The organism is Paenibacillus terrae HPL-003 (assembly GCF_000235585.1).
GTDB lineage: Bacteria > Bacillota > Bacilli > Paenibacillales > Paenibacillaceae > Paenibacillus > Paenibacillus terrae_B.
Map to the genome: position 1 here is coordinate 3,744,664 of NC_016641.1, position 18,240 is coordinate 3,762,903.

The following is an 18,240-nucleotide window of genomic DNA, read 5'->3' on the forward strand; positions in this document are numbered from 1 at the left end:
CTGATTTTTGTTTTGTATAGAAAATATCAAAATATTGATACAATACGTCAAAATAAAAGAAGTAAACCCTTTCATAAATCAATATTATTATAGTAAGGATTTCGAGAAAATCCAACAAGCAATTTTATTTGGGTTCAACAATATTTTGGGTTCAACAATATATAGATCGAAACGGAGGAAATAAACAGATGAAATTTACAGATGGCTATTGGATGGTCCGCAAAGGCTATGAGATCCAAAATCCTGCGGAAATCCGTGATATTGTGACGGACGATGCTTCCATGACGGTATATGCGTCGACCCACCGGATCGAGCATAAAGGAGACACCCTGAACGGGGCGTTGCTGAAAGCGACCTATAGCTCGCCGATGCCGAATGTCATTCGGGTACGTTTTAACCACCACAAGGGGCGGGTGCATCATGGACCGGATTTTGAAATTCATACCTTGCCAACAGAGGTGGATATTACGGTAGGCGAGGACGCAGCGGTGCTGAAAAGCGGCAATCTGAGTGTGCGTGTCGGCCGTGGAAAGAGCTGGGACGTAGGTTTTTATGTGGAGGATCGTAAAATCACGGGGAGCGGACATCGTGGGCCTGGATACATTACAGATCCACAGGATCAGCCTTTTTTCCGGGAGCAGCTGGAGTTGGGAATCGGGGAGTACATATACGGCCTCGGGGAACGCTTCACTCCATTTGTGAAAAATGGGCAGGTGGTCGATATCTGGAATGAGGACGGCGGCACAAGCAGTGAGCAGGCGTACAAAAACATTCCATTTTACCTGTCTAATAAAGGGTATGGTGTGTTTGTCAATCATCCGGAAAAGGTATCGTATGAAATTGCATCGGAAAATGTCTCGAAGGTGCAGTTTAGCGTCTCTGGCGAATCGTTAGAGTATTTTATTATTGGCGGAGCCAATCCTAAAGAGGTGCTGGATAATTACACCAAATTGACGGGCAAGCCCGCATTACCACCAGCCTGGACCTTTGGTTTGTGGCTGACCACCTCGTTCACGACCGATTATGATGAAGCAACGGTGAATCATTTTGTGGACGGGATGGCTGAGCGTGATTTGCCGCTCTCCGTATTCCATTTTGACTGCTTCTGGATGAAGGAATACCAATGGTGCGATTTCCAATGGGATCAAGATATGTTCCCCGACCCGGAAGGTATGCTACAGCGTTTGAAAGCGAAGGGACTCAAAATTTGCGCATGGATTAACCCGTATATTGCGGAAAAATCCATTTTGTTCGATGAAGGCATGGAGAACGGGTATCTGGTCAAAACCGCCGATGGCGGCGTGTGGCAATGGGATATGTGGCAGGCGGGTATGGGGCTGGTTGACTTTACCAATCCAGCTGCGGTGGCCTGGTATCAGGATAAGCTGAAGGTGCTGGTGGATCAAGGTGTGGATTGTTTTAAAACTGATTTTGGCGAGCGGATTCCTACGAATGTGGTGTATCATGACGGCTCTGATCCGGTGAAAATGCACAATTATTACACGCATTTGTACAACAAGGCTGTATTTGACGTGCTGGAGGAAAAACTGGGTAAAAATGAAGCGGCGTTATTCGCACGTTCCGCTACGGCGGGGGGACAGCAGTTCCCGGTTCACTGGGGCGGTGACTGCTCATCGACATATGAGTCGATGGCGGAATCACTGCGGGGCGGCTTATCGCTTGGCTTGAGCGGCTTTGGCTTCTGGAGCCATGATATTAGCGGCTTTGAATTAACGGCTGCGCCGGACGTGTACAAACGATGGGTACAATTTGGACTTTTGTCTTCCCACAGCCGTCTGCACGGAAATGAATCGTATCGCGTGCCTTGGCTGTTCGATGAAGAATCGGTGGATGTGGTACGCAGCTTTACGAAGCTCAAATGTTCATTGATGCCGTATCTGTATCCGTCCGCTGTGGAATCCTCGGTGAAGGGTCTGCCGATGATGCGGGCAATGGTGCTGGAATTCCCACAGGACCCGACCTGTGCAACGCTGGATCTGCAATACATGCTGGGCGATTCCATTTTGGTGGCCCCGATCTTTAATAAAGAAGGCAACGTGCATTATTATGTACCGGAGGGCCAGTGGACGAATCTGTTGACGAATGAAACCGTAACAGGTGGTCGCTGGGTTAACGAGCATCACGATTTTACAACCCTGCCCGTGCTGGTGAAGCCGAACACGCTGCTGGCGATCGGTCATGAGGACAGCCGTCCGGATTATGATTATGCAGAACAAGTGGCTTTTCACTTGTTCGAGCTGGGTGAAGGACAGCAGGCTCGGACGGTTATCGTGAACACTTCTGGTGAAGAAGAGCTGACCGTCACTGCCAGTCGCAAGGATGCTGTGATTACAGTAAAGGCTGAGGGTGCGGTTAAACCATGGTCACTGGTACTGCGGAGCATTCACGAAGCTATTCAGGTCGAGGGCGGCAGCAGTCAAGCGGGAGAGCAGGGTGTGATCATTACACCAGCCTCAAGCGGACAGCAGGAGCTTACCATTCACTTGGGATAGGTCATGTACACTCTCGCGCACAAGTAAAATTCGCCATTCCTTAGTGTAGCGATGTATTGCAAAAAGAGGCTTGCCTGATCAAACGGGCAGGCCCTTTTTTTGCTTTAGAGTCGTAATGGCGATTTTCAACTCAGGTTTCGATTTTTATTTACCCTTGCTGAACAAGCATCGGTACTATGTACTGCCTGAATATATCCACAGGAGTCCGCTTCTTTTTGAACTTGTCAGCAGTAACAACAACCACCATGTCATAAGGCGGGACGACAACAATGTATTGACCGCCAAAGCCGAGCGCGTAATAATAATCCGTTTCAGTGCTTTTCTCCGTTTCGTCTGAAAAGGACGAAGCCCACCAGTGCCAGCCGTAAAAGGCCTTTTGGGGTTTGGCCGTCGGTAGGAGCGCACGAGTGGATTGTCGGATTATCTCTGCCTGGATGAACTGACGGCCTTCCCGGCTCCCTTCGTTCAGATAAAGCAGGCCAAATTGGAGCATGTCCATGGGTTTGAGATGCAGCCCAAAGCCACCCGTATGAGTGCCTTGAGGATCGGTTTCCCAGTGGTAGCTTTCGATACCCAGCGGTTGGAATAATTGCTGCTCGGCAAATTCAGCTACTGCTTGTCCAGAAGCACGACGCAAAATGGTAGCCAGAAGCTGAGAACAGCCGGAGTTGTACTCCATTTGCGTACCGGGTACATTAGCGAGCGGCTGCGACAGCACAAATTGCACCCAGTCTGATGTTTTGCTCATCGTCGGAAATGAATTTTGCCCGCCAAATTCAGTCCAGTTAAAGCCCGCGGACATCGTTAACAGATGTTCAAGCGTAATATCACGCTTTCGCGTATCGCTATCCTCGGCAATCTGGGGAAAAAATTCAAGGATAGGCGTACCCGGCTGTGGTACGATTTGCTGATCCATGGCGATGCTGACTAATGCGGCCATCACGCTTTTGGTGCAGGAATTGATTTTATAGAGTTCATTCGCAAATTGAGGTTCACGGTAGTATTCCAGCGCCATGCTCCCATGCTGGAAGATCAGGCAGCTACGGATTTCCAGCTCGGTTAGCCCGCAAACAAGCGGTGTAAGTTCCAGACTACTCAAGAAAGTCCCTCCTTGACATTTATAGTACATAAATAAATAGTATATCATTTTTAAAGAGCACCAATCCGACTAATCCCATGAGCATCTAATAAGAGATGAATATAAGGATGGCGTTACTTTTTTTGTTTTTATTTCAGAAAAGAACATATTAATTCACCACATTGTCACAATTGCATTGAAAATACTATACACTTTTCTTGTTTCATTCAAAAACTTCACCGAATTAAACGATATATAGTAAGTTGACATTATATTCAGACATAACTGGGGGACCGATTCATGAATTTAACGATTAAGGCTAAAATGATTCTTAGTGCGCTGCTTATTCCGGGTGTAATTGCAGCCATGCTGCTGACAAACTACATTCTGAGCGTACAAAATGAGAATAAATACAAGGATATTGTGAATCGTGAAGAGGCCATTGTATATAATTCAAAGTCTCTTCAGTTTTTATTAAACGGGATATCAAATGACGAGCGAGGATACTTATTAACCCGGGATGAACAATATGGAAAAGGGATTGAAAGCAAGCAGAGCGAAATTGTGAAACTGCTTCAGCAAACGGAAGCTTTGCTCGATCTGAACGAAGGAGATACGAAGAAAACGATGGATGATTTGAAAATGGGAATCAATGCCTATTTCAACCGCGTCCATGGATTACTAAATACAGCGGGTTACCGCAGTACGATCGATACGTTTCCCCCATTTTCGGATTTACTCGATATATATGAAAATGAACGGGTTTTACGGAAACAGCTTGATGTGAAAATGATGGCGTTCGTTAAATCTCAGGAGGATATGGTAGCGACGAAAGTACAAGAAGCCCACCAAACCATTAACAACACGATCTGGATTACGAGCATTCTGGGCTGTCTTATTATCATTTACAGTATTGCACAATCGATCATTTTGATTCGTTCCATCCGACCGTTGTACCATATGAATGAACAGTTGCTGGAGATGTCAGCGGGCGGCGGAGATTTGCGTAGTCAACTCGACATTACGACCAAGGACGAGATTGGCATGATTGCCAGCTCGTACAACAAGCTAATCACGGGCTTTCGCAATATTATTGTGGATGCTCAGGATACAGCCCGTACGTTATCTGTGACCGCCGAGCGGGTAAGCCTGAGCACTGAAGAAATGAATCAGGCCAATCGTCATACTTCCGGTGTGATGGAAGAGCTGGCGACTGGCATGGAGCATCAGGTCGATGACATCACACAGACTACAAATGCAGTAAAAGAGCTTGCTCATGGACTTGAGCATATTGCGGTGACGAGCCAGCAGGTGTACAAGCTGTCGGATACGGCTGCCAAGGACGCAGAAGCAGGAGAGCAATCCATCGGTCAGGCGATGAGGCAGATGGAAAAGGTAAGCGAAAGTGTAGATAGCTCTGCTCGTGCTGTACGTCTGCTTAGTGAACAGGCTGAACAGATTGGAATGATCGGTTCTGTCATTACCGGCATTGCCAAGCAGACAGGGATGCTGGCGCTTAACGCGTCGATTGAAGCCGCCAGAGCAGGAGAACAGGGCAGAGGATTTGCTGTCGTAGCATCTGAGGTAAGAAGGCTATCTGATCAGGTATCCGTTTCAGCAGCGGAAATTACACAATTTGTGCAGCATATTCAGGACCATGTGGGTAATGTTGCATCAACCATGCAAGCTGGAACCATTGAAGTGCAGTCAGGTGTGAAGATCATGGAATCGGCCGAAACGGCATTTCGCCAGATTGGCACCTCCATTCAGCAGGTCAGCGAACAGATTCACAGCGTAAATCGGTCTGTGGAACAAATGTCCACCGGATCGGGGCAAATGGTGGGAGCCGTGGAGCGCATCCGCGAAGTGGCGGAACAGTCCGCAGGCGGAACCCAGAGCGTCAGCGCAGCGGCTGAGGAGCAGCAGGCTTCCATGGAGGATATCGCGTCATCCATTCATACGCTGGCAGAAATGTCGAAATTGCTGAATGCAAGGGTTGGAGGATTTAAGGTGTAGCTGTATAAATCCACACTAATGTAAACACAATAACACTTGTTGAACCATTTTGGACAGCTGTGTTATTACTTTTGCAAAGGTGGTAACGGGATGCAACGAAATAAAGGGAATCTGCTTGCATTAGGTTCCATCCCGCTGATGATGACGCTGGGCAATTCCATGCTGATTCCTGTTTTGCCGGAAATCGGACGTAAGCTACATGTCAGCTCCTTTCGCATTAGCATGTTAATTACGGTATATGCGGTAGTTGCCATTTTGCTGATTCCAATCGCGGGATATCTCTCCGACCGATTTGGTCGCAAGGCGGTGATTGTGCCCTGCTTGATCCTGACGGTGATTGGTGGGGGAATTTCTGCGGTGGGGGCATGGCTGCTCCATGATCAGGCAGCATACTGGACCATTATTGGGGGGCGGTTGCTTCAGGGGGTTGGAGCGGCGGGAGCTTTTCCCATTGTCATTCCCCTCGTGGGGGATTTGTATGAGAACGAGGAAGAAGCCAGCAAAAACCTGGGTGTAGTCGAGACCTATAATACATTCGGTAAAGTGCTAAGCCCCATTCTGGGTGCGGCATTGGGCGCAGTCCTTTGGTTTTTGCCGTTGGCAGTGATTCCGGGCCTCTGCCTGATTTCGCTCATTTTGGTGCTTTGGCTGATTCATGCGCCCAAGCGTAAAAACCAACCGATAACGTTTCGCGAGTTTGTGGGAAATGTGAAGCAAGTGCTTGCCGAAAAAGGACGCTGGCTATATGCTATTTTCGCCGTGGGCGGCATTTGTATGTTTGTCATTTTTGGCGTCCTGTTCTACTTATCCGACATACTGGAAAGTCGTTACAACCTTCGTGGGGTCTGGAAAGGGTTCGTGCTGGCGATTCCGCTGGTTTCTCTCTGTCTGTGCTCTTATATCGGTGGGAAAATCATCGGCAAGCACAAAAAACGGATGAAATGGATCGGTTTTTCCGGTTTGGCCGTGTTGACGATCAGCTTCGGCATTCTCGGATTTTTTCAACATATTTATGCGGTGATCGGACTGTTTACATTGGGAGGGGCCGGAATCGGACTGGCATTGCCTTGTTTGGATGCCCTGATTACGAAAGGGATTGAAAAAGAGGAGCGCGGAACGATTACCAGCCTGTACAGCAGTATGCGCTTTGTCGGGGTGTCACTAGGTCCTCCGGTTGTTTCCTTGCTGATTGGAAGCAGTGGACATGGTTTGCTTTTTGGCGTGATGGCTGGAGTGGGCGGAATTGCGGCTCTGCTCATGCTGTTTGCGGTCAAACCTAAGCAAGATGAAACCTCAGACGAAAAATCCGATGAACGTATGAACGTGACCGGAGGGCAGACAGACGTATCCCGGAAAAAGCCGCTTTCTTCCAAGCTGAGACGCAAAACCCCGGCCAAATAAGAGCGATCTAAAACCAAAGAGCACCCGATTCCATGAAACCATGGTGTTGGGTGCTCTTTTTGAAATATGCTTTACCCCTCGACAGGGACACGCGTTTTGGGCTTGCGACCTACAGCAAGCTGAATGATATAGATGAGCAGGAACAATACGATAAACAGCGAGGAAAGGCGATACATCCACGCATAATCGCTGGCTTTGGCGATAATACCAAGAATAAGTGCTCCGGCAGCGATCCCGAAATCGAGGGAGTTTAGAAACATACCGTTTGCCATGCCCCGCTGCTTGGGCGACACGACCTGAATCATCCACGTTTGCAAAGTCGGCTGCATTACGCCAAAACCGACGCCATAGCAAAGGGCAGACAGATACATGAAGGCATCACTGTGCGCGTAGGAGAGCAGGATGAGACCGCCGAACAGGAACAGGGAACCGGGGATGAGCAGCGCTTTTGCTCCTTTTTTATCATAGATACGGCCTGAGAAGGGACGTACGATCAGGACGGACAACGCATTAAACAGGAAAAAATAGGCCGGGTGCGACAAATTGGCTTCATCTCCGTAAAGCGCCATAAAGCCGATCAATCCGCCGTACGTAATAGACATGAGCATGTTCAGCAAGGCGGGAATCCAGAGCTTGCGATTAAAAGCCGGTTTTCGTCCTTCTTCCAAAGGAACCATCGGCGGCTCAACATGTCCTTTCGGCAGGGTGCGAATCAGCCAGTAGGCCAACGGGAAAATGAGGACAATGACAGCTGAGGTCGTATATACCAGCAGATTAAAACTGCCATATTGCAGCATCGAAATACCGATGGTCGGTCCAATCGACATCGCCAGGCTGGTGGACAAGCTGAAATACCCCATTCCTTCACCGAGACGCTTGGCAGGAATGACATCTGAGGCCATGGTCGGAAAGGCGGTACTGCTCAAACCGAATCCGATGCCAAACAGCATGCGCATGAGAAGCAGCACCGTAATCGTTGGTGAAACGCTGTATCCGAGCGTACCCGCTAATCCGAGTAGCAGACCGATGAAAATCAGGGTATTGCGATGCCCTTTTTCCAGCATACGGGCTGAAAAAAGCCTTGCCACAATCGCGCTCAATGCGAACAGCGTAGTGACGAGGCTGACCTGAACGGAGCTGGCGTGGAATGTATTTTTAACATACGCAGGAATGGAAGATACGATCATCTGTAATTCAAGAAATAAAAAAAGATTAGATACGGTTAAAACGATAAATTCCTTGGTCCAAAGAGGCTGCTTACCTTGTTGCATGTTAGTCATTATCTCCTTGTTTTTCCGATTGAGTCAGGTTAGCGTGGACTTGTAAAAGAGTTTGGCGAAATTGCTCCAGATCAGCAGGGGAAATTCCCTTCATAAAATCGTGGTTGGCGTCGCGCTCGACCGGAAGAGTTTCCTCCACGAGCTGTCGACCGGCTTCAGTCAAATGAAGCAAATAGGCTCGACGGTCCTGTGGGCTATTCACACGCTGCACCCAACCCTTTTTGTCCAACAAATCAATAATTCGGGTCGTAGTCGGCTGGTCCTTGACCGCCTTAGCTGCAATTTCCTTCTGATTGAGACCTTCTGCCTGGTAGATTTGATACAAAACCGACCATTGCTCAGGGGAAATATCATAAGGTTTAAGCCGATGCATAAGCTGCTGGCTCATCTTGCGGTGGGTAATGCCGAGCAGCATGCCGATGGAACAATCCGGGGGCAAGTTATTCATGAGTAGCTCCTTTCTGTTTTCCGTACATAAATTAATTGTTAAAACAATTATATGTAAAACAAGTTATTCTGTCAAAAAAAGTTGTACTTTATTTACCGTTTACTTTGAGCTGGACTTCATTGGAGAAATGATACGGACGAAAAAAACAGCCCGCAAAATGCGGGCTGTTCAGGTTAAAGCAATATAGTTTTGCCGTTTCGGGCGAATTAGGCTTTAGGTACAGTTTCCCAGTCCTTCAGGAAGCGTTCAATACCGCTGTCAGTCAGCGGGTGTTTCCACAGGGAAGGGAGCAGGGAACCAGGAATGGTGGCAATATGCGCACCAGACAGAGCAGCATCTTCCACATGCTTGATGTTACGGATGGAGGCTGCAATGATTTCGGATTTCAGACCATGAATGTCTAAAATCTGTCTCAGTTCACGAATCAGCTTCATACCGTCAACAGCGATATCATCCAGACGTCCTACGAACGGGCTGATAAAAGTAGCGCCAGCTTTGGCAGCCATCAAACCTTGAGCTGCGGAGAAAATCAGCGTTACATTCGTTTTAATCCCGTTTTTGGTCAGTTCGTTACAAGCATACAAACCGTCTTCAGTCATAGGCAGCTTAATAACAACGTTCGGTGCCCATTTGGCAATCTCATAAGCTTCCTTGAGCATATCCTCGGCTTTCAAGCCAATGACCTCAGCACTCACGGGACCTTCAACAATACCGCAAATCTCCTGAATGACTTCCTTGAACACCCGACCTTCCTTAGCGATCAGCGAAGGGTTCGTTGTTACACCATCAACCAGACCCAAACGTTCAATACGTTTGATTTCTTCAATGTTACCAGTATCCAAGAAAAATTTCATTTGATTTCCTCCTCAGGTTTTTTTAATTCATAATACATATCACACACCATGTACATCAGCTAAATAAAAGCTAGCATATTGCACACGTTAAACTTATAATTAGTATGTATTACATACTCAATTGTGACACATTTTAAAATTGAAAACAAGCTGTCTTTGATTAAAATTTGATGAATTGTCGGAAAATGCGGAAATTTCCCGATCTATGCTCATCTATAATGTATACTACCCCATTTCATAAGGAGGTAATCATTATTCAACTGTCTGAAAGACAGCGTGAAATTGTTGATATTGTCCAGCGCCTGGCGCCTGTTACGGGGGATAAAATTGCTGAGGAGTTGGGGCTGACGCGACCTACCCTCCGTTCCGATCTTGCGCTACTCGTCATGCTCGGTCTGGTAGACGCCAAGCCGAAGGTAGGATATCTGCCAGGCCGCTACCCTAAATACGACAGTCATGTTGGCACCATGCTCAAAAAGCTGACTGTGGCTGATGTGCTCAGTGATCCGATTTTAATATCTGGTGACGCTACGGCTTATGATGCGGTACTGATGTTGTTTCAGCAAAATACCGGTACGTTGATGGTCACGGGAGAGGATCAAGAGCTGATCGGAATTGTTACTCGCAAGGATCTGCTGAAGGTGACGCTGGGGCATACCGATCTTCACGCCGTTCCGGTAACGATGGCAATGACGCGACGCGCCCAAATGACGACACTCACTCCGGGGGATTCTCTGCTGGAGGCGATATCCAGACTCGTTCGTCATCAGGTCAATTGCCTTCCGGTCATGGACGAGCAGTGTATCGAGACCTCCTTCGTTCAAGCCAATGGATTGGTGGGTAGGGTTACCAAAACGGATATCATGAACGCTATTTTGAGCTTAACGGAAGAGAAGACGTAAAAGAAGTCGTAAAATAAGTAAAAAGGGGGCCTTATATGTACTGGTTGGCCATGCTGACAATGCTGATTGATCATGTCGGACTCGTATTTTTCCCGACTGATCCGGCCTGGAGAATTGCCGGCAGGCTTGCTTTTCCAATCTATGCCTATGCGCTGTATATGGGGTATGCCCGCACTCGGAATATGCGAAGCTATATGCTCCGCTTGCTCGGAATCGCTCTGATTTCTCAGGTGCCCTATATGCTGGCGTTTGATGTGTATAGGCCGAACGTGGTCTGGACGCTGCTGATCTCGTTGCTGGCGCTGGCTGCTGCGTCGCGATTGAAGAATTGGGCGACTATAACAGGCTTATATGTGCTCACAGCTCTGGTCATGGAGCTTAGCCTGATGGATTACGGAGCTTATGGACTGTTGCTTGTCCTCATTTACCGCTATACCCGCTCCTATATGATGGTTGTGGCACATTTTGCGCTGAACGTCTTGTATGATATGGTGCATCACGCGAATCTCCAGCATTTTAGCCTGCTGTCCACCATTCTTATCGCATGCTTTGCATCCGGGAAAAGCGGATTTTATAGCCGGGTACCGCGCTGGTTGTGGCGTAGCTTTTATCCGGTGCATCTGGCTGTTATTGCGGCCATTCGTCTCTGGTTCTAATCATAAAGCTCATCATCTTCAAAATCAGCAAAAGAACCTTCAAAACCACGATATAGATGGTTTCAAAGGTTCTTTTTTATTCCCAAGTTTAGGACGCTTTGTTAGGACCTTGCGCAAACGGCAACGGTCGTTCCGGAGCGCCTTCCTTCATGTATTGCACCAATACTTCCGGAATATTGTATATCCCACCTGCATTAACGCGATAGCCATTCGTTTGTCCAGGTGAGTTAATGCCACGCTTCACCGTGAAGGTAACGTCAATGCCCAGAGCGCGGCAAATTTCCAGCGTTTCCTTGGTATATCCTCCATACGGAAAGGCCAGAACGTTACGATCATTGTGGAGATGCTTGAACAGCTTTTTGTCGGCGGTGTCCAAATCGTTGTAAACCCGCTGTTTAAATTCGTCCTCGGTTTCCATACGCCCCAGCTTTTTCGAATATACGGGAGCCATGAGAAGCGGTTTTTCCTTGGTGCGTGCTACATTCGAGTACCCATATGCATGCTGGTCATTGGTGTGGTTGTAGAAATCAACACCTTCGGCATGCATGTGCTCGATTTGTTCCCATGTCAGCTTCGGGATACCGATGTGCTTGGGATTACTGATCGTGGATGTGATGAGAAAATTGGTTGCGGGTACACGGTACTTTTTCAACACGGGAAAGGTGTCTGTATAAAAAGATTCATAGCCATCGTCGAAGGTCATAAGTACAGCATTATCGGGCACCTTGGCTTTATGTAGAATAAAGTCCGTATACTCTTTCATCGTAATCCAGTGGAAGCCGTTGGCTTTCATTTCATCCAGTTGCTTCGTAAAATTGCTGAGCTTGAGCGCGCCGGGATCGGGTGGAGCTTTGGTTACTTCATGATACATCAGGACAATAACCTTGTCCTGGTAATATACTTTATCCGGCGTTGGTGTCAGAGAGAATAGGTGCCGTACCAGTCGATCTGCATTTGCCGTGCGTGTACGGTGAGTCCCTTTAACCAGGGGGGGATGGTAGATGGCGCGTGCTTCGTACACCAAAATCCCTAAAATAGCTAACATGCTCATAATAAGCATTGTTCTTTTGAATATGACGTGTTTCATATGAATGACATCCCCCGCATGCAGAAATTCTAAAGGTATAGATATGTAAACCCGATATCAACTAGCAAAATCTAGTCTATCATACCTAATACACGCGGGGAAAATATCACAACTTTGTTACCTCTGTGTTGCTTTTGTGGATACCGATGACGCGATAGGGAAATATCCGATCTCGACCGCATGCTGGATCATATTTCGAATAAACTCCAGATCAGTTGTCGGGCACTGAACGCCAGCCTGATCTAGTAGCGCGGCGGTCACAGGGCAGCTATATCGGTAAGCGGAATCCTTGGCCCCATCACCTTCAAGCTGACCCATAGCAAGGTGCAGCGCGTCCTCCTGAATACCGGAAGAGGGGTTCAGCAGCCAAGCGCTATAATCATCAAAAGGCATTGTGTCTACTGCATATCCAAGCTGGTTGACCATAGCGATCAGCTCATCATACGGCAGCGGGTTCGGATTGCAGATATGGAAAATGCGGTTCGCGCTTTTTTGATGCACAGATAGCTCTACAATGGCGCGGCTCGCATAGTCAATCGGCGTAAAGTCTGTATGCCAATCAGCCTGTGGCGCTTTGCCCAGCAGCAGCATGGCCTTCATCATCCGATAGTAGGCGTTGCTGTCGATATTGCGCTGGAAGCGTCCGTTAGCCGAGTGGGCCGTCAAATTGCCTGCACGGTAGATAGAGACAGGCGTGCCTGACTGAGCCGCTTGGAACAACAGCTTCTCCGCTGCGAGCTTACTGTTCGTGTACAGGTTGTCCACCTGTAGCTCGTCCGGGAAGGAGGACAGTTCCAGTACGGATTCCCATTGTCCTTCATTCGCCAGATCCTCCGGTATGCCCATAGTTGAGACATGATGGAAGGATACACCTGGCTTGGCCTGAGCAATTTTCAGCAGTTCTAGTGTTCCGGTTACATTCGTACGGTCAAAGGCAGCCGAATCACCAAAATGGCGAACGTCAGCGGCGCTGTGAATAATGCCGTCAATTTGTTGCTCCAGCATATGGCGGTCAAAGGCAGAGAGACCAAGGTCTGCCTGCTCCAGATCACCGTACACGGCTTTGACTCGTCCTTCGATCAGGGTGGAGACATCTTGTCCAAAATATCCTGTCAATACAGCCTGTATACGTTCAATACCGGATGGCCCGTCCTGTGATGGGCGTACCATCGCGTACACCTTGGCTTCTGTCCGTTGAAGCAGGTCATACAGAATGTGCGAACCGAGATAACCCGTAGCCCCGGTCAATAATACAACATTCATGTCGCGCAATTCGTCTATATCCGCAGTGCCCGACAGCTCGATAGGATGCTCATTCAGGTCAGTTTTTTCTTGTGGAACCGCTAGTGCTTTGCGTTGCGGCGTTTGTTCTGTACCCAGTTGCTCCACGTATTCGGCAAGCTCCCGAACGGTTTTGTAGCGGAAAAAGTCTCCAATGCGCAACGCACCATAACGCGGCTTCAAAATAGCCAGCACATGAATGACACGAAGGGAGTCGCCACCGATCAGGAAGAAGTCATCCGTTGCGCCGATGTTGGCTTTGTCAAGTACCTGTGTCCATGCTTCAGCAATGAGCGTTTCAGTTCCTTCGCGAAGAGGTTCCCCGCCGTAGGAGCTGTCGGACGCCTCGGGAAGCGGAAGCAGGGCCAGCTTCTTGCGGTCAATCTTGCCAGTCGGTGAAATCGGCATAGCTTCCAGATGAACGACATGGCTCGGTACAAAATAGGAAGGCAGCTTGCCCGCAATATAAGACTGAATCACGTCTTGCGGAATAGACTGTCCGTCCGAAGTGGTGTAATAGCCGACCAGCATATTTTGATCCGTGTGATCCTTGACGGCTACGACAGACACGTCCTGAACCCCCGGATGCTTGGAGAAATGATCTTCAATCTCTCCGATTTCGATCCGGTTGCCCCGGATTTTGAGCTGTGAATCCTTCCGGCTTACGTATTCAATCGTACCGTCTGGCAGCAGCTTGGCGATATCGCCTGAGCGGTACATTTTTTCACCGGGAACAAATGGGTTGTCCACAAACGATTGTGCTGTCCGTTCCGGCTGATGGAGGTAGCCATGAGCCAGTGCTGGCGTAGCAATACATACTTCTCCCGGAATGTTAATCGGGCATAGCTTGTTATCATCATTGACGATATAGACTTTGTAGTTGTAGATCGGCTTACCGATCGGGATGTTGACGACGTGCTCAGGCACAGCACCACGAACCCGGTGGGTCGTCGTTGCTACGGTGCACTCAGTCGGTCCATACACGTTAACGATGTCTGTATCTGTACCGAATTTGCTTTGGAACGCCCGGACTTGTGAGCCGTATAGCGCCTCGCCTGCCACGGTGACAATTCGTACCTTAGCCAATTTGCGGTAGCCCTCGTCCGACAAATACGTGGATAGCTGATTAAAAAATACGGTTGGCAAGATGGTAATGATCGTCGTGCCTGTGCGTGCGATGGCTTCTGCGAATTCTTCAACAGACACGCGTTCTTCGGAGGACAGCAGGTACAGCTTTGCACCGTAGAACAAGGCTCCAATCGTATCCCAAACGGATGCATCAAAACTATAGGTGGCGAATTGAGTTAATACATCCTGAGGCGTAATGTCGCAATCGCGCTGTACGACAGCCCCCAGGTTAACGACGCCACGGTGAGCGATCAGGGCACCTTTCGGCTTGCCTGTCGAGCCGGACGTATAGATTACATAAGCGAGATCATCTGGTCCTACGTTAACGTTTGGATTGCTTGCAGCATAGCCTGCCAAAGGCCCGTTAATGGCCAAAATTTCTTTTACCGTCTCAATGGAGCCGCATAGTTCAGCAGCTTGCCCGGCGAGCGCGGAGGTGGTGAGGACGAAGGGAGAACGCGTGTCCTCGACGATGTAGCTACTCCGGTCGGCTGGATGGGCTGGATCGACGGGTACATATACGCCCCCAGCTTTCAGGATACCAAGCAGAGAAATGACGGTTTCCAGGCTTCGCTCCATGAAAATGGTCACGAATTCGCCCTTGGCAAGACCTTTGGACAACAGCACACGTGCGACTTGATTGGCACGTTCATTAAGCTCACGGTACGTATATTCCCCGGCGTGGGAAGCGATGGCCGGACGATCAGGATATTGCGAAGCGGCTTCCTCGAACATTCCATGAATGGTCTGATGCTCAGGATACTTCACAACTGTATTATTTAAGGCTTCATGAGCTGCTCGATCTGCTTCGGATAAGATGTCAATCGAATCGACAAGGGCATGGCTGTTGGTGAGTGCGCCACGCAGTAGTAATTCGAAGTATTCTGCATACCGGACAACCGTTGTTTCCAGAAGAAGTGAATCATCATATCGAATCTGGATTTGGTAAGTGCCGTTGCTCTCGATGACAGCCCAATCCATGATACGAGGCTCTGCGCCTTCATCTGCCAGCAGATTTACCGAGAACGAGGTATCAGCTTGCGGGTCTGCCAGATAAGCATGTGGTTTATGGAGCATGTCCTGAAACAAGCCTGTTAGCTCATGGAAAGTAGTATTCTTTTCCATCGTCAGCGAAGCCGTGAGTACACCAGGTTGAGGCACCAAAGTAGAGAAGGAGACTTCTTCTTCTGCGGACAGACGATGCAACCATGCCGCATACACAGACAGAAGCAGAGCATGTTGTTCTTCCGCCGTCGTTTGCTGATGCAACAGCTTCGAAATGGATGGTTCTAACTCTACCTGATAAGCAGAGTATGTATACTTGCGTTGCAGACGTGCAAAATCCAAAGGAACCAGGAATGGGGATGGCGCTGTTTGTGTACTGTTTTGTAGCAATGAAGTCATTACGCTAACCTCCTGAACGTATGATGTCGTAATATGATTGCTAAAGTCAGTAAATGCCTCCGATCCCTTCAAATGCATGAATAGGAGGGAGGCACTACCGAACGACTTACTTATGAAATTATGATTTGGTGCGGTTAGGGTCTGCAATTTTGAAGTAAGAAGTAATTTCCTGAAGCTCTTCCGACATGGAAGACAGTTTATGGGACGACTCAATGATGGAATCCAGAGAAGCTTTTTGTTCCTCAACCGTTTGCACAATGTGAACACTGTTGCTGGCTGTCTTGCTTACGGTGGAAGAAAGTTCATCCGCTGTCGCCGTCATTTCCTGCGTACCGGCAGATATTTCCTCGGTAGCGCTGGATACTTCTTGAATTTGCCATGCTACTGTTTTGGTTGCTTGAAGTATGCTATTGAACAGATCGCCTGCTTGTCCGGCTACGACGATTCCGCTCTGTGCCTCAACGTTACCTTGTTCCATCGACTTCACAGCCTGACCGATTTCACTTTGAATCTCTTCAATCAGCGGTGTGATTTGTTTCGTTGCATCCGCTGTTTGTTCTGCCAGCTTGCGTACTTCGCTGGCAACCACGGCAAAGCCTTTACCTTCCTCACCGACACGCGCTGCTTCAATAGAAGCATTCAGGGCAAGCAGGTTCGTTTGGCTGGAAATGCCCGAAATCGTACCGATGATATTACCAATTTCCTGTGAACGGTCGTTCAGTAACTTGATAATACGGGATGTATTCGTAACTGTATCGGTAATCAAATGCATTTGTGAAGAAACTTTGCCCATGATTTCATTGCCTTCATTAGAACGCTTCTCTACCGAATTGGCTTCCTCTGCAACGGTGGCGGAACTGGCGGCAATATTTTGGATAACCGAGGCCATTTCAGCCATGGCACGTGCGCTATCACCTGTTGCCTTTTCCTGTGAACGGATATTTCCCGTAATTTCATTGATGTTCTGATTGATGATGTTTGAATTGATCCCGTTTTGTTCGCAGATTGCGAGTAATTCTTTCGCCGATTCATTCACTTCATCCGTTGTCAGCTTCACTTTGGTCATAATGCTGTTAATATGACCTACCATATCGTTGAAGTTTCTATTCACAACGCCCAGATCGTCTTGCCCTGCTTGAATCTGAACGTCCAGGTTTCCCCGGCTTACTTCACTGATACCGAACATCAGTTGTTTAATAGGGGATAACGTGCGTTTCACCACCCAATATTGAAGCGCCAGGCAGATCAGTAGGAAAATCACTAAAATGGTAGCGCCACTAACGAGCAGCTTGGTCAATCCGGCAGGTACGGCACCGGCATCTGCATCGACTGCAAAATATGCAAAGATTTTGCCACTTGGATCTTTAATTGGAGTCATCAAAGTCGTCCATGTACCAAAAGAATCATCGTAGAAGCTGGTGAATGTTGGTTTGCCACTGTCCAGCATACCAGTTACGCCTACTGCCACGACATTGGGTTGCTCGTACATAGAGCCAACGAGCAGCTTATCCTTTTCAAATGCTTCTCTGAGATCTGTTGGCATCGCCACAATGGATGTCAAATTGCCATTTTCGAGCTCCGTCCCGAAAATATAGGCGTGAGATATATTCGGATTCGTCGCCATGATGTTATCCAGATAAGCGCGGAGTTTTGCCTGAACGGGACCATCATAACTTTTTTCCTGAACGGCTTGGGTTACTTCATTTACATTAATTCCCTCAGCCCACTTTAATGTGATTTTTTCAACTTGCCCATGTAGCTGGTCTATCAAAATCGTACGTTGGATCAAATAGCTGGACACGATGAGGACTAGCCCGATCAATACGATGTTGAAGAAGGATAATAATAAGTTCTTGGTGAAGAAAGATAAGCTACTCCACTTTTTCAAAATGTTCCACTCCCTGGTTGTAATTTTTGTATATGGTGTTGAACCGCTTATCCAATGAGATAATGTAGTCCCCCTTACAAACATAGTTATTAAGGAAATAGACCTCTTGAAGTTTTGTTAATAGGTCTTTAGTCCTTTTTTAGATAAGTATGTATCCCTATATATATGTCGTACGAAAAGCCCTTGAAATGAATACCTAGCTCAATAAAAATTTAATTTTTACCGGGTAATTCCTGTGTGTATTTCAGTATATTCCATTTTATACTTCAACTTGAAATTCGAATTCATTTCAGGCTTCAAGTAG

The 18,240-nt window shown here is 47.9% G+C and carries 12 protein-coding genes; 5 read left to right on the forward strand and 7 right to left on the reverse strand.

Annotated elements, in window-relative coordinates:
* The first annotated feature begins 188 nt into the window (after nucleotides 1-188).
* A complete protein-coding gene (gene yicI / locus HPL003_RS17060) occupies nucleotides 189-2,513 on the forward strand; it encodes an alpha-xylosidase (protein ID WP_014280949.1) in 2,325 nt (774 codons plus the stop codon).
* Nucleotides 2,514-2,661: 148 nt separating this feature from the next.
* On the opposite strand, the gene HPL003_RS17065 is transcribed toward yicI, so the two are convergent.
* A complete protein-coding gene (locus HPL003_RS17065; RefSeq protein ID WP_014280950.1) occupies nucleotides 2,662-3,612 on the reverse strand; it encodes a serine hydrolase domain-containing protein in 951 nt (316 codons plus the stop codon).
* Nucleotides 3,613-3,891: 279 nt separating this feature from the next.
* On the opposite strand from HPL003_RS17065, the gene HPL003_RS17070 reads away from it, so the two are divergent.
* Nucleotides 3,892-5,607, forward strand: a complete 1,716-nt coding sequence (locus HPL003_RS17070; protein ID WP_014280951.1) for a methyl-accepting chemotaxis protein — start codon at nucleotides 3,892-3,894, stop codon at nucleotides 5,605-5,607.
* A 90-nt stretch (nucleotides 5,608-5,697) separates the two neighbouring features.
* Nucleotides 5,698-7,008, forward strand: a complete 1,311-nt coding sequence (locus HPL003_RS17075; protein WP_014280952.1) for an MFS transporter — start codon at nucleotides 5,698-5,700, stop codon at nucleotides 7,006-7,008.
* A 71-nt stretch (nucleotides 7,009-7,079) separates the two neighbouring features.
* Here HPL003_RS17075 and HPL003_RS17080 read toward each other — a convergent pair whose 3' ends face one another.
* The 3 genes from HPL003_RS17080 to fsa all read right to left on the reverse strand — a co-directional run bounded on the left by HPL003_RS17080 (nucleotide 7,080) and on the right by fsa (nucleotide 9,590).
* Nucleotides 7,080-8,279, reverse strand: coding sequence for an MFS transporter (locus HPL003_RS17080; RefSeq protein ID WP_014280953.1), 1,200 nt, complete (start codon nucleotides 8,277-8,279; stop codon nucleotides 7,080-7,082).
* 1 nt (nucleotide 8,280) lies between these two features.
* Nucleotides 8,281-8,736 (reverse strand): MarR family winged helix-turn-helix transcriptional regulator, encoded by a 456-nt coding sequence (locus tag HPL003_RS17085; protein WP_014280954.1) that lies wholly within the window; start codon nucleotides 8,734-8,736, stop codon nucleotides 8,281-8,283.
* Nucleotides 8,737-8,942: 206 nt separating this feature from the next.
* Entirely contained in the window at nucleotides 8,943-9,590 is a 648-nt protein-coding gene (gene fsa, locus HPL003_RS17095) for a fructose-6-phosphate aldolase (protein ID WP_014280956.1), read from the reverse strand.
* Between the two features lie 185 nt (nucleotides 9,591-9,775).
* On the opposite strand from fsa, the gene HPL003_RS17100 reads away from it, so the two are divergent.
* Entirely contained in the window at nucleotides 9,776-10,492 is a 717-nt protein-coding gene (locus HPL003_RS17100; RefSeq protein WP_014280957.1) for a CBS domain-containing protein, read from the forward strand.
* A 35-nt stretch (nucleotides 10,493-10,527) separates the two neighbouring features.
* Nucleotides 10,528-11,148, forward strand: coding sequence for a TraX family protein (locus tag HPL003_RS17105; RefSeq protein WP_014280958.1), 621 nt, complete (start codon nucleotides 10,528-10,530; stop codon nucleotides 11,146-11,148).
* 88 nt (nucleotides 11,149-11,236) lie between these two features.
* On the opposite strand, the gene HPL003_RS17110 is transcribed toward HPL003_RS17105, so the two are convergent.
* The 3 genes from HPL003_RS17110 to HPL003_RS17120 all read right to left on the reverse strand — a co-directional run bounded on the left by HPL003_RS17110 (nucleotide 11,237) and on the right by HPL003_RS17120 (nucleotide 17,936).
* Nucleotides 11,237-12,235 carry a polysaccharide deacetylase family protein gene (locus HPL003_RS17110; protein WP_014280959.1) on the reverse strand — a complete coding sequence of 333 codons (999 nt, stop codon included), beginning with the start codon at nucleotides 12,233-12,235 and terminating at the stop codon, nucleotides 11,237-11,239.
* A gap of 117 nt (nucleotides 12,236-12,352) precedes the next feature.
* Nucleotides 12,353-16,048, reverse strand: a complete 3,696-nt coding sequence (locus HPL003_RS17115) for a non-ribosomal peptide synthetase family protein (protein WP_014280960.1) — start codon at nucleotides 16,046-16,048, stop codon at nucleotides 12,353-12,355.
* 118 nt (nucleotides 16,049-16,166) lie between these two features.
* Nucleotides 16,167-17,936, reverse strand: a complete 1,770-nt coding sequence (locus HPL003_RS17120; RefSeq protein WP_014280961.1) for a methyl-accepting chemotaxis protein — start codon at nucleotides 17,934-17,936, stop codon at nucleotides 16,167-16,169.
* Between the last annotated feature and the right edge of the window lie 304 nt (nucleotides 17,937-18,240).

Bases quoted from the DNA above. Each gene is read 5' to 3' on its own strand.
- yicI (WP_014280949.1), top strand. From the start codon at position 189: ATGAAATTTACAGATGGCTATTGGATGGTCCGCAAAGGCTATGAGATC.
- HPL003_RS17070 (WP_014280951.1), top strand. From the start codon at position 3,892: ATGAATTTAACGATTAAGGCTAAAATGATTCTTAGTGCGCTGCTTATT.
- HPL003_RS17075 (WP_014280952.1), top strand. From the start codon at position 5,698: ATGCAACGAAATAAAGGGAATCTGCTTGCATTAGGTTCCATCCCGCTG.
- HPL003_RS17080 (WP_014280953.1), bottom strand. From the start codon at position 8,279: ATGCAACAAGGTAAGCAGCCTCTTTGGACCAAGGAATTTATCGTTTTA.
- HPL003_RS17085 (WP_014280954.1), bottom strand. From the start codon at position 8,736: ATGAATAACTTGCCCCCGGATTGTTCCATCGGCATGCTGCTCGGCATT.
- fsa (WP_014280956.1), bottom strand. From the start codon at position 9,590: ATGAAATTTTTCTTGGATACTGGTAACATTGAAGAAATCAAACGTATT.
- HPL003_RS17100 (WP_014280957.1), top strand. From the start codon at position 9,776: ATGCGGAAATTTCCCGATCTATGCTCATCTATAATGTATACTACCCCA.
- HPL003_RS17105 (WP_014280958.1), top strand. From the start codon at position 10,528: ATGTACTGGTTGGCCATGCTGACAATGCTGATTGATCATGTCGGACTC.
- HPL003_RS17110 (WP_014280959.1), bottom strand. From the start codon at position 12,235: ATGAAACACGTCATATTCAAAAGAACAATGCTTATTATGAGCATGTTA.
- HPL003_RS17115 (WP_014280960.1), bottom strand. From the start codon at position 16,048: ATGACTTCATTGCTACAAAACAGTACACAAACAGCGCCATCCCCATTC.